At 59.1% G+C, this 14,275-nt stretch carries 15 protein-coding genes; 6 read left to right on the top strand and 9 right to left on the bottom strand.

Features of this window, described 5'->3' with window-relative positions:
• Positions 1 to 198 precede the first annotated feature (198 nt).
• A complete protein-coding gene (locus EXN68_RS14575; RefSeq protein ID WP_142841570.1) occupies positions 199 to 1,107 on the top strand; it encodes a GGDEF domain-containing protein in 909 nt (302 codons plus the stop codon).
• On the opposite strand, the gene EXN68_RS14570 is transcribed toward EXN68_RS14575, so the two are convergent.
• Positions 1,104 to 1,739: an aminotransferase class IV family protein gene (locus tag EXN68_RS14570; protein ID WP_142841569.1), complete on the bottom strand. Its 636-nt coding sequence runs from the start codon at positions 1,737 to 1,739 to the stop codon at positions 1,104 to 1,106. The two genes, EXN68_RS14575 and EXN68_RS14570, sit on opposite strands and share 4 nt — an antisense overlap.
• 99 nt (positions 1,740 to 1,838) lie before the next feature.
• The gene (locus tag EXN68_RS14565) at positions 1,839 to 3,689 is read right to left on the bottom strand and encodes a M3 family oligoendopeptidase (RefSeq protein ID WP_142841568.1); all 1,851 of its coding nucleotides are present in this window, start codon (positions 3,687 to 3,689) and stop codon (positions 1,839 to 1,841) included.
• Between the two features lie 169 nt (positions 3,690 to 3,858).
• Here EXN68_RS14565 and EXN68_RS14560 point away from each other — a divergent pair, with 169 nt between their 5' ends.
• Together EXN68_RS14560 and EXN68_RS14555 are read left to right on the top strand one after the other, a co-directional pair.
• Entirely contained in the window at positions 3,859 to 5,403 is a 1,545-nt protein-coding gene (locus tag EXN68_RS14560) for a sigma-54-dependent transcriptional regulator (protein WP_142841567.1), read from the top strand.
• 209 nt (positions 5,404 to 5,612) lie between these two features.
• Positions 5,613 to 7,490, top strand: a complete 1,878-nt coding sequence (locus tag EXN68_RS14555) for a peptidoglycan L,D-endopeptidase MepK (RefSeq protein WP_161991348.1) — start codon at positions 5,613 to 5,615, stop codon at positions 7,488 to 7,490.
• 84 nt (positions 7,491 to 7,574) lie between these two features.
• On the opposite strand, the gene pyk is transcribed toward EXN68_RS14555, so the two are convergent.
• Together pyk and EXN68_RS14545 are read right to left on the bottom strand one after the other, a co-directional pair.
• Positions 7,575 to 9,014, bottom strand: a complete 1,440-nt coding sequence (gene pyk, locus EXN68_RS14550) for a pyruvate kinase (RefSeq protein ID WP_062653036.1) — start codon at positions 9,012 to 9,014, stop codon at positions 7,575 to 7,577.
• Positions 9,014 to 9,412 carry a DUF1036 domain-containing protein gene (locus tag EXN68_RS14545; RefSeq protein ID WP_225244082.1) on the bottom strand — a complete coding sequence of 133 codons (399 nt, stop codon included), beginning with the start codon at positions 9,410 to 9,412 and terminating at the stop codon, positions 9,014 to 9,016. Before EXN68_RS14545 ends, pyk begins: the two co-directional genes overlap by 1 nt.
• Positions 9,413 to 9,691: 279 nt before the next feature.
• Here EXN68_RS14545 and EXN68_RS14540 point away from each other — a divergent pair, with 279 nt between their 5' ends.
• The 3 genes from EXN68_RS14540 to EXN68_RS14530 all read left to right on the top strand — a co-directional run bounded on the left by EXN68_RS14540 (position 9,692) and on the right by EXN68_RS14530 (position 11,214).
• The gene (locus tag EXN68_RS14540; RefSeq protein ID WP_142841565.1) at positions 9,692 to 10,480 is read left to right on the top strand and encodes an N-formylglutamate amidohydrolase; all 789 of its coding nucleotides are present in this window, start codon (positions 9,692 to 9,694) and stop codon (positions 10,478 to 10,480) included.
• Between the two features lie 15 nt (positions 10,481 to 10,495).
• The gene (locus tag EXN68_RS14535) at positions 10,496 to 10,801 is read left to right on the top strand and encodes a DUF1244 domain-containing protein (protein WP_142841564.1); all 306 of its coding nucleotides are present in this window, start codon (positions 10,496 to 10,498) and stop codon (positions 10,799 to 10,801) included.
• A 155-nt stretch (positions 10,802 to 10,956) separates the two neighbouring features.
• Entirely contained in the window at positions 10,957 to 11,214 is a 258-nt protein-coding gene (locus EXN68_RS14530) for a DUF2312 domain-containing protein (protein WP_006314683.1), read from the top strand.
• A gap of 66 nt (positions 11,215 to 11,280) precedes the next feature.
• On the opposite strand, the gene EXN68_RS14525 is transcribed toward EXN68_RS14530, so the two are convergent.
• The 5 genes from EXN68_RS14525 to EXN68_RS14505 all read right to left on the bottom strand — a co-directional run bounded on the left by EXN68_RS14525 (position 11,281) and on the right by EXN68_RS14505 (position 14,056).
• Positions 11,281 to 11,886, bottom strand: a complete 606-nt coding sequence (locus tag EXN68_RS14525) for a tetratricopeptide repeat protein (protein ID WP_142841563.1) — start codon at positions 11,884 to 11,886, stop codon at positions 11,281 to 11,283.
• 101 nt (positions 11,887 to 11,987) lie between these two features.
• Positions 11,988 to 12,113 (bottom strand): type B 50S ribosomal protein L36, encoded by a 126-nt coding sequence (gene ykgO / locus EXN68_RS14520; protein WP_003497670.1) that lies wholly within the window; start codon positions 12,111 to 12,113, stop codon positions 11,988 to 11,990.
• Positions 12,114 to 12,252: 139 nt separating this feature from the next.
• Positions 12,253 to 13,338 (bottom strand): 5-(carboxyamino)imidazole ribonucleotide synthase, encoded by a 1,086-nt coding sequence (locus EXN68_RS14515; protein ID WP_142841562.1) that lies wholly within the window; start codon positions 13,336 to 13,338, stop codon positions 12,253 to 12,255.
• The gene (gene purE, locus EXN68_RS14510; protein WP_034501985.1) at positions 13,338 to 13,805 is read right to left on the bottom strand and encodes a 5-(carboxyamino)imidazole ribonucleotide mutase; all 468 of its coding nucleotides are present in this window, start codon (positions 13,803 to 13,805) and stop codon (positions 13,338 to 13,340) included. The genes EXN68_RS14515 and purE overlap by 1 nt, the downstream gene beginning before the upstream one ends.
• 47 nt (positions 13,806 to 13,852) lie before the next feature.
• Positions 13,853 to 14,056, bottom strand: coding sequence for a YdcH family protein (locus EXN68_RS14505; RefSeq protein ID WP_006314698.1), 204 nt, complete (start codon positions 14,054 to 14,056; stop codon positions 13,853 to 13,855).
• Between the last annotated feature and the right edge of the window lie 219 nt (positions 14,057 to 14,275).

Below are 14,275 nucleotides of genomic sequence, written 5' to 3'. Positions count from 1 at the left end.
AGCGTGCCACAATAAAGGGCAGGTGGATGACGGACATATGACGGTCGGGGTGAAAGCAGCCGTGCACGCGCATTCTGCCTCTTCGCATTTTAGAGACTGCGTTTATAATCAAGTTCTTCTTTTCGTCTTGAGACCAGCTGCTGGGGGGCTTTGGCCGATGACGACAGGGAGTTTTTGCCATCACAGGAGAATTGCCTGTTGAACAGTTTCATCGAGCGTGTCGCAGCGCTTCAAAGTGCCACCCCCGTTCTGATTGCCCTCTACGATTCCGAAGACCGGCTGCGGCATGCCAACCCGTCGTTTCGGGAAAGCTTTCAAATTACCCCGGAAGAATTTCCGACCTGGGCGGATATCATGCGGCTGAACCACCGCCTGCAAACCGGTGTTGTCGTTCGACACAGGGATTTCGAAGGCTGGCTCCTGTCGGCGCAGTCCCGGCGCGGCAAGCTGCCTTATCGCGCCTTCGAGATGGACATGTATGACGGCCGCTGGTTCTGGATGACGGAAACGGTGCAGCAGGATGGCTGGATGCTGTGCATTGCCAGTGACGTGACCGAATTGCGCCAGGGTTACCGTGCGCTGCGGCAGGACCGGGATCTGGCGGTGCGCGCCTCGCAGACGGATGAGTTGACGGGAACGGCGAACCGCCGTTTCGTTTTCGCCAAGCTGGCACTGCAGGTGGAACGGGTTGGCAAGGGGCTTGAAACACCCTTTTGCCTCTGCACGCTCGATATCGATTTTTTCAAGCAGATCAATGATCGTTTCGGCCATAAATGTGGTGATGCAGTGTTGCGCGATTTTGTCGGCATCGCCCATTCCGTCATCCGGCGGGTGGATTGTTTCGGCCGGATCGGCGGTGAGGAATTCATGCTTGTGCTGCCGCGCAGTTCGGTCGCCGAAGGCCGCGAGATTGTCGAGCGGCTGCTGCAAAAGGTGCGGCTTTCAAGACCTCTGGCCGACTTTCCCGATTTCTCCTACAGCTGCTCGGCTGGCATGACGACGTATCGGATGGCGGAAAGCGCCGATGATGTTTTTATGCGCGCCGATCAGGCTCTTTATGCGGCCAAGGAAAAAGGCCGCGACCGGCTTCTGGCGGTGACTGTTTAAACCAGTTCCGCCGCAATCAGCCCTTGCAGCGAATTACCGACGAAGAACTTCCGGCCGGTAATATCCTGCGGTTTCAGCGCCTGTCCGCGCGCCTTGCGTTCGCGGATCAGGTCGGCACGCAGCACTCCCGGCAGGATGCCGCTGTCGAGCGGCGGCGTCAGCAACTGCCCGTCCGGCATTTCGACGAAAATGCTGGTCGATGATCCCTCGCACAATTCGCCGCGTTCATTGAGCAGGAGAACTTCATCCGCCTCTTCGGCTGAAAATTCGGCGCGGGCGGCATCATAGGGCTCGCGACGCGATGATTTGTGGCGATAGAAGGTATCCGTGGAATCAAGCGTGGTTTTTGTCGCGATACGAACGCGCCAGACCGCATTTGTTTGTACGGGACTAAAATCGGCCGTCTCGATATCGAGTTCGCCCTTGTAGTTCATAACCAGCCGGACGCAGAGCGGTTTTTCGCCGCCCACCGTCTTTTCCAGCGCCTGAATTGCATTGGCCGGGGCGCGAAAACCGAGCGCATCGGCCGACCGCAGCAGCCGGCGCATATGCTGGTCGATGCGCTGAAAGCCGGTTTGCGGCTCCCAGCGCAGGGTTTCCCTCAAGGTCAGATCGGCAGGTTTGCGTTTCATTGCCTGTGCTCGTCGCCTGTCATGATGGTCGGTTTCTGCGCCGGCACTATCAACCGGCAAAGCTTGTCCGAAATAGGATAGCCTTGCCGGCTGGCGGGGTTAAGCCTGTTTATTGTCCAGCGCTTCCAGTTCGTCGATCAGTCCTTCGATCATCGAAAGTCCCTTGTCCCAGAAGGAGGGATCGGTGGCATCGAGGCCGAAGGGCTTCAGAAGCTCGGAATGGTGTTTGGTCCCGCCCGCTTTCAGGAGTTCGAAATATTTGTCCTGAAAGCCCGTCTCGGCCTTTTGGTAAACCGCGTAAAGCGAGTTCACCAGGCAATCGCCGAAAGCGTAGGCATACACGTAGAAGGGCGAATGGATGAAATGGGGGATGTATGTCCACCATGTCTCGTAGCCTTCGGAAATGCGGATTGCCGGGCCGAGGCTTTCGGCCTGCACGGAGAGCCACAATTCGCCGATCTGTTCGGAAGTCAGCTCCCCCTGCTTGCGGGCAGTGTGCAGCTTGCGCTCGAATTCATAAAAGGCGATCTGGCGCACGACGGTGTTGATCATGTCCTCGACCTTGCGGGCGAGCATGGCCTTGCGCTCCCTGACATCCTTCGTGTCGTCGAGCAATTTGCGGAAGGTCAGCATTTCACCGAAGACGGAGGCGGTTTCGGCAAGCGTCAGCGGCGTTGCGCACATCAAGGCACCCTGCTGGCCGGCCAGCACCTGATGCACGCCGTGACCAAGCTCATGGGCAAGCGTCATGACGTCGCGCGGTTTGCCGAGATAGTTGACGAGCACGTAGGGATGAGCCGAAGGCACGGTCGGGTGTGCGAATGCGCCCGGCGCCTTGCCGGGACGGGCGGGGGCATCGATCCATTCCTCGTCAAAGAAACGGCGGGCGATATCGGCCATCTCAGGCGCGAAGTTGCCGTAGGCCGAAAGCACGGTGTCCTTGGCCTCGTCCCACGGAATAATCGTGTTCGATGTATCGGGAAGCGGCGCGTTGCGGTCCCAGTAATTCATCTGCTCCATGCCGAGCCACCTGGCCTTCATGGCGTAATAACGGTGCGAAAGACGCGGATAGGCTTTCTTCACGGCGGCGGCCAACGCATCGACCACTTCGCGCTCGACGCGGTTGGCCAGATGGCGGCTATCGGCAATATCCTCGAACTTGCGCCAGCGGTCGGAAATATCCTTGTCCTTGGCAAGCGTGTTGGTGATGAGGGTGAAGACCCGCAGATTATCCTTGAAGGTGGCGCTCAGCGCTTCCGCTGCTTTTTTTCGGGTCTCTGGCTCCGGCTCCTGCAACATGTTGAGCGTCACTTCCAGCGGAAGGCTCGCGCCGTCGATGTCGAAACGCAGATCAGCCATCGTTTCGTCGAACAGGCGGTTGAAGGCAGCGGCACTGGTCATCGATTTTTCGAGGAACAGCTGCTCCAGCTGGTCGTCCAGCTGATGTGGCTTGTCCTTGCGCAAATCCACCAGCCACGGCCGGTAGTGGCCTGCAGCGGCGTCGTTCACCATGCAGGCGTCCATCGTCGCGTCGTCGATGCGGTTGAGTTCAAGCGTGAAAAACAGAAGATGTGCGGAAATATCCGTCAGCTTCGCCTGGGCATCTCCATAAAGCTTGCCGTTTGCCGGGTTCGATGTATCGGAAAAATAGGTCAGACCGGCAAAGGAGCCGATGCGACCGATAAGATCGTCCAGCGCCTCATATTCCTTCAGCGCAGTACCGATGCCTTTTTCGCCCGTGGCCTTTGCAGCCGCCTCAAGCTTGCCCTTCCACTTATCCTCGAAAGCGGTCGCCATGGCCGCCGCCTTTTCGATGTCGCCCTTATATTCCGGTGAATCGCCCGACGGGTAGAGATCCGAGAGCTTCCAGCCGGGCAGGTCTCCGAGTACGGGACCGGCAGTTTCGGCAAGGGAGAATGCGGGTTGCGGGGTGAGGCGATTGAGGGTCATCGAACACGTCCTTCTGATTATGCTTGCGAAGCATATGGGGCCTTTGTTTCCCGCAGCAATGGATAAAATGCAAGCAAATCTCAAAACTGGATGTTCAAGTCTCCCGTGCCAGAGTGCGGCACAAGGGACCGCATGACGCAGGTCCATAAACCGGAAACCGGAGCCAAAAATGACCGCGCATGTTCTCGTGATAGACGATGATCCCGTCCAGCGCCGCCTGCTCAAAAATGCGGTGGAACGTTATGGGCATATGGCCTTGCTTGCCGAAAACGGCAGGGCGGGGCTGGAGCTGCTCAAGCAATATAGCGGTGAGATCAATGTCATCGTCCTCGACCTCATGATGCCGGAAATGGACGGTCTTTCCTTTCTGAAAGCCGTTGGCGAACTCGGCACCGATGTTCCCGTCATCGTTCAGACCGGGCAGGGCGGCATCGATACCGTCGTCCAGGCCATGCGCGCCGGCGCTTTTGATTTCGTCGTCAAGCCAGTCTCGCCGGAAAGGATCGGCGCGGCCATTTCCAATGCCCTCAAGCTGGACAGGAGAGAGGCAAAGGCCCGCACGGGCAGGCGTGGACGGAGCAATGCAGTGAATTTTACCGATATCGTTTCCGCCAGCCCGGCAATGCTGAGGGTGATAGAACTGGCGCAGCGCGCCGCCCAGTCCAGTATTCCCGTGGTGCTGGAAGGCGAATCCGGTGTCGGCAAGGAAATGGTTGCCCGTGCCATTCAGTCTGCAGGCGACAGGGCGAACAAGCCGTTCATCACCGTCAATTGTGGCGCCATCCCGCATAATCTGGTGGAGAGCATTCTCTTCGGCCACGAGAAGGGCGCTTTTACGGGTGCTACGGAAAAACACATCGGCAAATTCATGGAAGCGGATGGCGGCACGCTGTTCCTCGATGAAATCGGCGATCTGCCGCTGGACGTGCAGGTGAAGCTGCTGCGCGCGGTTCAGCAGGGCGAAATCGAAACCGTCGGCTCGGCGCGGGTGCAGAAGGTCAATGTCCGGCTGATCTCCGCCACCAACAAGAACCTGATCGAAGAGGTGAAGGAAGGCCGTTTCCGCGAAGATCTTTATTATCGCCTCAACGTTTTCCCGATCACCATTCCGGCGCTGCGTCGCCGAAAGGAAGATATCCCGCATCTGGCGCGGGTTTTTGCCGAGCGTTTTTCCGCAGAACAGAAATTGCCCAATCCCGTCGGCCTTGATGCCAGCGCGCTGGCGCTTCTGACGGCCTATGATTGGCCCGGTAATATTCGCCAGCTTGAAAACGCGGTCTTCCGCGCCGTTGTCCTGTCGCAGGGCGAGGAACTGGCGGATACCGATTTTCCGCAGATCGCGTTGCAGCTGCCGGAATTCGCGACGATGGACGATGCGGGTGACGCCATCCGGTCCCCATCCGGGTCGTCGCTGAAGCTGGCCGCCTATTCGCCGCCGCCTCCGCTCGCCGAAAGCCACGCTGTTGTGGAAGAGACAACGGATGTTTCCACCACCATATACCGGGGCGGAAACCTGATCTCGAGCATGGACGACGCTGGCAATATTCGAAAGCTGGCCGAGATCGAAGAGGAGCTTATCCGCTTCGCGCTACGTTTCTATCGCGGGCAGATGAGCCAGGTCGCCAGAAAACTCGGCATCGGCCGCTCGACGCTTTATCGAAAACTGAAGGATTACGGCATCGATCCCGACGATCCCCTTCGAGATGCCGCATGACGCCGCAAATGGCGCATTGCCCGGCAGATCATGAAATTTGTTAACTTCTGAGCAAGGATATCCGCTTACCGTCTATAAACCTCTTGTTAGTGGCTGATTCACTATATAGAGGAAGGTTGCATGTGTGTGGCAATTTTGCCATCGTGTCACCGTATTTGACGTTCATTTGAGGCAATGTGACATAAATTGTCTTCCAGGCGGGGATCGAATTGCCATATCTGCATCGCAATAACGCGCTTTCGACAAAGATTGCGCGCGGCTTGATCAAGGATATATGCACGAAGCTGTCGGCGCGCGCTGTCACCTTTGCCTGCCTGATGCTCGCCGCCATGCCTTTCGTAGGTGTTTCTGCGACGGAAGCCGCCGCCGAAACGCGCAGCCTCAAACTGTATTATATCCACACCCGCGAGAAGGCGGTCATTACCTTCAAGCGCAATGGAAAATACGACCAGAAGGGCCTGCAGGAGCTGAACCGCTTCTTGCGCGACTGGCGTCGCAATCAGCCCACACGCATGGACCCGCGCCTTTTCGATCTCGTTTGGGAAGTTTATCGCCGCAGCGGCGCGACCGATTATATCAATGTCGTCTCGGCCTTCCGTTCGCCGGAGACCAACGGTCTTTTGCGTTCGCGCACCAAGGGTGTCGCAGAAAAAAGCCAGCATATGCTCGGCAAGGCCATGGATTTTTACATTCCCGGCGTGAAGCTTTCGACCCTGCGTGAAATAGGCATGCAGATGCAGATCGGCGGCGTCGGCTTTTATCCGAGCTCAGGTTCCCCCTTCGTGCACATGGATGTCGGCGGCGTTCGCGCCTGGCCACGTATGAGCCGCCAGGAACTCGTACGTATCTTCCCGAAAGGCAACACGCTGCACGTTCCATCCGACGGCAAGCCGCTTCCCGGTTATGAGCAGGCGCTGGCGGACTACAAGAAGCGCGTCAACTCCTCCTCCGTTCAGGTTGCATCCAGCGCCGGTGCCGGCCCCGCTTCCTCTGGTGGTGGTGGCAAGCGCAAGACGCTGTTGCAGGCGCTGTTTGGCGGTGGTGGTGATGAGGATGAAGATCCCGATAGCATCGCAGCCCCGGCGCCGGCGGAACGCCCGGCCGTCGCTCGCCCGGCAACGCCGCAGCAGGCAGCACCTGAGCCAGAACCGACGATTGCGGTTGCTTCCGCCCAAGCTCTTCCGGGCGTGAACGATGCACCGCTGCCGACGGCTCGTCCCGCCTTTGGCAACCAGCCGCCGGCCAATACCGGCCTTGCCACTGCACTTTACTCCCCGGCCCGCAATGCCGCGCAGGATGCCCTGCAGGCGGCGACGACGCCAACGCCGGCTTCCGCTCCGGCCGAACGCCAGCAATTTGCCGATCTGGCTGAAGTCTCCGTGCCCGTGCCCACACTTCTTGGGCCCCGTGGCATGAGAGGTGATGCGGAAGGATCGATCCTGACGGCTTCTGCCGATGGTGCGACCCCTGCGGCAACCGGTGAGCTTGCCTCTGTTCCGGTTCCCGCCAATCGCCCGGCCGTGGCTGAAGCCCTTCTTGCTGCCGCCAATGCCGATCCGGAAGGCGAAGACGATCTCGCCGAGGCGCGGCAGGATACGCTTTCTCCGACGGTGGTTGCGGCGCTTGAACAGAGCGGTCAGGCCGCGCGTTCGCAGGTCCAGTCCGCTGCCATGCCGACCGCCGCGCCCTTCCCGGCTGCCGTCAACCACAAGGTCACCGTTGCACCGGCTGAAACCGCCAAGGCGGAGCCGCAGGAAGGTTTCGGCGATGCCTTCGATCTGAAGCCTGCCATCAATGGCGGCCTCACTGCCGGCTTGCCGACCAAGGGCTCGCGCCCGAGCAAGCAGGATGCCGCCGTTTCCCACCAGGCGATGGTCGGCGGTGGTCGCCTGACGCAGGATTCGATCTCTGACTGGGCGCTCAACCAGAACAAGGGTACGACCGGACGCTCGGTAAAGGCGCCGCGCGTTATCGCCAACCGCATGCTCAGCCACGACATGTCGGCTTCGGCCACGTCGGCAAGCTTCAAGCCGGGTGCGGCAGCAATCGAGTCCAGCCGCTTCAGCACACCGGTGAAGATGCATTGAAACCTGCTTTTTCTGATATGGCCGAAAGGCCAACAAAAAACCCGCCGTTGCCGGCGGGTTTTTTAATTCCTGGATATTCCTTTATCAGACGCCGCTCTGGCCGTCCGAGCCGATATAGGCGATACGCACCATATTGGTGGCGCCGGGGGTGCCGAGCGGCACGCCGGCAGAGATGATGATGCGGTCGCCCGGCTTGCCGAAACCTTCGGAAACAACAATGCGACAAGCGCGGTTCACCATGTCGTCGAGATCGCTCGCATCACCGGTGACGACGCAGTGCAGGCCCCAGACGACCGACAGGCGGCGTGCGGTCTGGATGATCGGCGAAAGGGCAATGATCGGCACCTGCGGCCGTTCACGTGCTGCACGCAGACCCGTCGTGCCGGACGAGGTGTAGGTAACGATCGCCGACAGTTTCAGCGTTTCGGCGATCTGGCGGGCGGCGAGCGAAATGGCGTCGGCGCCTGTCGGCTCCGGCTGGGCGCGCTGCGCATAGATGATGTTGGAATAATGCGGATCCTGTTCCACGGTGCTGGCGATGGAGGCCATGGTGGAAACCGCTTCGACCGGATAGTCGCCGGAGGCGGATTCAGCCGAAAGCATGATGGCATCAGCGCCTTCAAAGACGGCGGTGGCGACGTCGGATACTTCCGCGCGGGTCGGAACGGGCGCGGTGATCATCGATTCCAGCATCTGCGTGGCGACGACGACCGGCTTGCCGGCGCGGCGGCAGGCGCGCGTCAGCTGCTTCTGGATGCCCGGAACGGCTTCGAGCGGCATTTCGACACCAAGATCGCCGCGTGCGACCATCAAGGCGTCGGAAAGCTCGATGATTTCCTCGATGCGCTCGACGGCCTGCGGCTTTTCGATCTTCGACATCAGGCCAACGCGGCCGCGCGCGATCTTGCGCACTTCGGCAAGGTCTTCAGGACGCTGGACGAAGGAAAGTGCAACCCAGTCCACCTCGTTGGTGGCGAGAACGGCATCAAGATCGACGCGGTCCTTATCGGTGAGGACGCCGACGCCGAGCAGGGTGTCGGGAAGGCTGATGCCCTTGCGGTCTGAAATCTTGGTGCCGGAAACAACGGTCGTGACGATGCTCTTGCCGTCGCATTTTTCAGCGCGCAGATGCAGCTTGCCGTCATCGATCAGCAGGCGGTGGCCTGGCTTGACCGCTTCGAGAATTTCAGGGTGCGGCAGGAAAACGCGGGTGTTGTCGCCGGGCGTGTCGTTGTTATCAAGCGTGAAGGTCTGGCCTGCAACGAGATCGACCTTGCCTTCGGCGAACTTTCCGACGCGCAGCTTGGGACCCTGCAGGTCGGCAAGAATACCGATGGGACGACCGTTACGGCTTTCGACCGAGCGGATACGCTGAATGAGCGTCCGCATCACGTCATGGCTCGCATGGCTCATGTTGATCCGGAAGAGATCGGCGCCGGCGAGATGCAGCTTCTCGATCATCGCCTCTTCCGAAGAGGCGGGGCCGAGAGTTGCAAGAATTTTGACTTTGCGGTTACGCTTCATCAGTTTTGATTTCCCTGTGTGCCTGGCGTATCGGAAAGCTGGACCATCCAGCTGCCCTGTCTGCCCGTGTCATATTCCTTGAAACCCATTCTCTGGAAGCTGCGGGCATAACAATCATCTACGCCGCCGATCTTGAACTCGTTTTCCGCCACGCACATGTTGACGTCACCGGTCCAGCGGCCGCCATGGGCGGCATCTTCGGCATAAAGATAATAATAACGCGATTGCAACTCACCCTCGATCAGCGTCGCGCAGGTCGAGGAGGGGACCTGCCACCAGCCTTCACTGACCCAGCCCTCCTGTGCCCGATAGCCGATTGCGACCCCCACGAGATTTTGCGTGCTGTTGCAGACGCGAAAATCCGCATGCGCGGTTTCCACGAACACAAACGGGGTCATAAACAATGCCGCTGCGGAAAAAAGACGGGCAAGGTGCCTGATGTGGCGAGGACGAGCGAGAGATGACTGAGTCACGGCTTCCATCCGGATTCCATGGTTATAATGAACACACTTCTTGGCGTGGCCGCCAAAGAAAGTCAACGCGAGTTTAATCGATTATATTGTTCGTGGGATCGTGAGTGCGGTAAGGTAGATGGCTGTTCTTCCGCCGAAACTTGCGCCCGGCCTCAAGCCATGCCATCAAGCTTTTCTCCTCAATCCTGCCCCAGAAAATCATCGATGAACGACTTCATACCTTATGAAATCATAGAAGGCGAATATGACAAAGGCATGGTTCTTCTGGCGGACCATGCGATGAACCTTCTGCCGGCACACTACGGCAAACTTGGCCTTCCGCAAACCGCTTTTCATCGCCATATCGCATTTGATATCGGCATAGAAGGGTTGACGCGGTCGCTCGCGGCCCGTCTTGGCGTGCCGGCGGTGCTCGGACGGTTTTCGCGGCTGCTGATCGACCCGAATCGCGGCGAGGATGACCCCACCCTCATCATGAAAATTTCCGACGGGGCAATCATTCCCGGCAATCACCCGATTTCGGATGAGGAATGGCAAAGACGCATCGAGATTTTTCACCGCCCGTATCACAATGCCGTTGACCGCGTGCTGACCGGCGTTGCCGAAGCCTCGGGTGAAGCGCCGCTTGTTCTGTCGCTGCATTCCTACACGCCCTTCTGGAAGGAAACGCCGCGCCCCTGGCATGCGGCGGTTCTGTGGGACACGGATAACCGCGTGGTCGACCCGCTCCTGGCGCATCTGCGCGCGACCGGCGACATTCTCGTCGGCGACAACGAGCCCTATGACGGGGCGTTGAAGGGCGATACCATGTATCGCCACTGCATGATGAAGGGCATACCGCACGCGCTTCTGGAGGTTCGGCAGGATCTGATCGCGGATGAGGAGGGGATTGCGGCCTGGTCCAACCGTCTTGCTCCCATTTTCGCCGCAATGAACGACGATCCGGTTTTGCATGAATATCAGCTGTTCGCCTCCCGCACCGGCCCCTATTGAGCCTGGAGTTGCACCATGACGAAAGAGAACGACACACAGCAGATCGAGTTCGAGGCGGCTGCCTTCCGCCGTCTGGTGCAGCATCTTCGTGAGCGCCACGATGTGCAGAATATCGATCTGATGAATCTTGCGGGCTTCTGCCGCAATTGCCTTTCCAACTGGTATCGGGAAGCGGCTGAGGCGGCTGGCGTTCCGCTCAGCAAGGATCAATCCCGGGAAATCGTCTATGGCATGCCCTATGATGACTGGAAGGAAAAATATCAGGCGGAGGCGAGCGACGCCCAGAAAGCCGCCTTTGAGCAGAACAGACCGAAGGAATAACCCCCGATCGACGGAAACGACTTGACGTGAAGCCCGGCAATGGGCAGTTCACAGGCCTGAATTTGTGCCGCCCGGCTGGCGGCGACCGGCGAAAGTTTTAGCCCGGATACAATGAACAGGGCTCACGCGAAAGAGCCGCCACTACGAAGGATGATATGATGGACGAAACGAGCACCACCGAAACCGTCGCCGCCGCCGAACTGCGCCAGTTCATCGAGCGCGTCGAGCGTCTCGAAGAAGAAAAGGCTGCCATTCAGGGCGACATCAAGGATGTCATGGGCGAGGCGAAGGGTCGTGGTTACGATACCAAGGCGATCCGCACCATCATCCGCCTGCGCAAGAAGGATGCCAACGAGCGCATCGAGGAAGAAACCATCCTGCAGACCTATATGGCGGCACTTGGCATGGAATGATCGGCTGACGGTCACTCAATAAAAAATCGCCGCTTTTGCGGCGATTTTTGTTTGGCCCCTTGGAACTCAGCCGCGTGTGCCGGCAAGCTTCTCGGAAAGATCGATTGCCTGTTTGCGGGCGTCCTTGTCAGCTGGATAAAGCGCCAGATAACGCTCCCATGCTTTCAGTGCCAGTTCGTCGCGTCCGGAGGCTTCGAGGATATTGGCAAGGCTCGCCAGCGCTGGAAAATAGCGCGGCTCCTTTTCCAGCGTCAGGTTGATATCCGCCATCGCCTTGCGGGTGTCGCCATCGGCAAAATGCACCATGGCGCGGCGATAGGGCGCCTGCACATAACCCGGATCGAGCAGAATGATCTGATCGAGAAAATCGTAAGCGGCGGCGTTGCGCTTTTCGTCGGAGGCTTCGCCTGCCCATTGCATCAGGAGATTGATCGTCGCGCTGCCGGAATCGTTCCATTCGGACGCGATCTGGTTGGCGATGCTGCGCGCCTTGACCGCATTCCGCTCTTTTTTCAACGATGCAAAAAGCGTGTCGATGGTTCCGGCCGGTGAAGGCGCCGCTTGCGTGGCCGCAGGCATTTGTCCATCCGCGGCATGAGCGATGGAGGTCAGTCCTGATAACAGGAGACCCTGAGCGACGATAATAGCCATGCAAAAACGATTTGGGCGCATGGGTTAAAGATTAACCCGCCTGCGCCCAATATCAAATGCAAAGTTTTGCTCTGTCAACAAAGTGATCCGCGACGTTGAGCGCGAACCGCAGTCGCAGTCAATCAGCCCTGACGAGCCTTGAAGCGCGGGTTCTGCTTGTTGATGATGTAGACGCGGCCCTTGCGGCGAACCAGGCGGTTATCGCGGTGACGGGCCTTAAGCGCTTTAAGCGAATTCTTGATTTTCATTTTACTGGTCCGCAGTTTTGCACGGCTTTTACCGTGCTTATTCAAACAATCAAAAGCGCGCAACGGGGCGCGCTCTTTTCGGTTGGCAGGCAAATACCCGTTTGACCCCTGCCTGTCAACACTTGCAGGTGTCTTTGCCTTAAAAGACTGAGGCTTTTCCTGTGTGCAAAAGCTCGGTCACATGGCCCATCTTGCGGCCGGGTCGTGCTTCCGTCTTGCCGTAGAGGTGTACGAGACAGTCTTTTTTCGACAGCCATGCCGGAACATCATCAATGTCGTCACCGATGAGGTTGGTCATGACACAATCCGAATGACGGGCCGCGCTGCCGGGCGCAAGGCCGGACACTGCCCGTATATGCTGCTCGAATTGCGAGATCACACAGGCGGCTTCCGTCCAGTGGCCGGTATTGTGCACGCGCGGCGCCATTTCATTGGCAACCAGAGAGCCATCGGACAGCACGAAGAATTCGATGCCGATGACACCGACATAATCCAGCGCCGCCAGAAGCTTCTCCGCAGACTGGACGGAAACTGCCGCAGCCGCTTTTGAGAGCGCAGCCGGCACGGTCGATGTGTGCAGAATGCCGTTCAGATGGACGTTTTCAGCCGGATCGTAGCAGACGACGGTGCCGTCCCTGAAGCGAGCGGCGATGATCGATATTTCCCGCTCGAAGGCGACGAAGCTCTCAAGGATGAGCGGCACGCCACCGAGCGCGTCGAAAGCACCTGCGCTGTCCTCGCCACCGCGGAACAGGCGCTGTCCTTTGCCGTCATAGCCCATGCGGCGGGTTTTCAGCACGCCCTTGCCACCAAAAGCTGCCAGGGCGGCCTCCAGTTCTTCCTGGCTGTCGATGGCGCGAAAATCGGCCGTCGGAATGCCGCAACCGTTGAGGAAGCGCTTCTCGGTCAGCCGGTCCTGCGAGGCGTTGAGCGCCTGCGGCGGCGGATAGACGGGAACGGAGGCGGCGAGCGTTTCGGCTGCCGCCACAGGCACGTTCTCGAATTCATAGGTCACGACATCGCAGCGACGAGCGAGTTCCGCAAGGGCGCTTTCATCGTCATAATTCGCGACGATCTGGTCGTTGCAAACCTGGGCGGCCGGGCAATCAGCCTGCGGCTCCAGCACGATGGTACGGTGGTTGAGGCGCGCCGCCGCCATCGCCAGCATGCGGCCAAGCTGCCCGCCGCCAATGATGCCGATGGTCAGATCATTCATCTTCGCCATCACTGGGCGCTGTCCATCGGATATTCGGCGACGGCTGCCGACTGGCGCGCGCGCCATGCATCCAGCCGGTCGGCCAGATCCTCGTCACCAAGCGCGAGAACCGCAGCCGCCAGAAGTGCGGCATTGATGGCGCCTGCCTTGCCGATGGCAAGCGTACCGACGGGAATGCCGGCCGGCATCTGCACGATGGAGTAGAGGCTGTCCTGTCCGGACATGGTCTTGGACTGTACCGGAACGCCGAAGACGGGCAGCGGCGTCATGGCGGCCGTCATGCCCGGCAGGTGGGCGGCCCCGCCAGCACCTGCGATGATGACCTTGAAGCCTTCGTCTTTGGCGCCATTGGCGAAATCATAAAGCCGGTCCGGCGTGCGGTGGGCGGAAATGATGCGCGCTTCATATTCGACATCAAGCGCATCAAGCGTATCGGCGGCGTTCTTCATGGTCTCCCAGTCCGACTGGCTGCCCATGATGATGGCGACGGGGGGTGTTTCTGCTGTCACGTGATTTCTCCGGATCAGGCGATGATATCGGGAATGACCTGATCTTCGATCTGGGTCATCTTGTCCTTGACGGCCAGCTTCTTCTTTTTCATGCGCTGTATCCGCAGCGCATCGCAGCTGGTCTGGATCATCGCGTTGATCGCCGCGTCATAGTCCTCATGCTCCTGGCGCAGCCGCGCCAGCGTGAGCCTGATGTCCGCCTGGTCCTGATCGGGCATCTTGTCATCCCCATTTTATGCCAGCCGGATAGCCTCCGGCGCGTATGTCATCGTTCACGAGCCTCTATCATCAAATCGCGGTAACGGGAAGTTATCCCTTGCGACCAAATTGCCCACTTATTGCCTTCATTTCGCCTTCGACAATATCGTTAATCCATGTCACATTGTCGTCGCAAACCTGAAACTCCAGCGATGGAGAGCTGGAGGTAGGTTTAAAAA

It is taken from the genome of Martinezella rhizogenes (assembly GCF_007002745.1).
Taxonomy (GTDB): Bacteria; Pseudomonadota; Alphaproteobacteria; order Rhizobiales; family Rhizobiaceae; genus Agrobacterium; species Agrobacterium cucumeris.
This window is presented reverse-complemented; position numbering and strand designations above follow the sequence as displayed.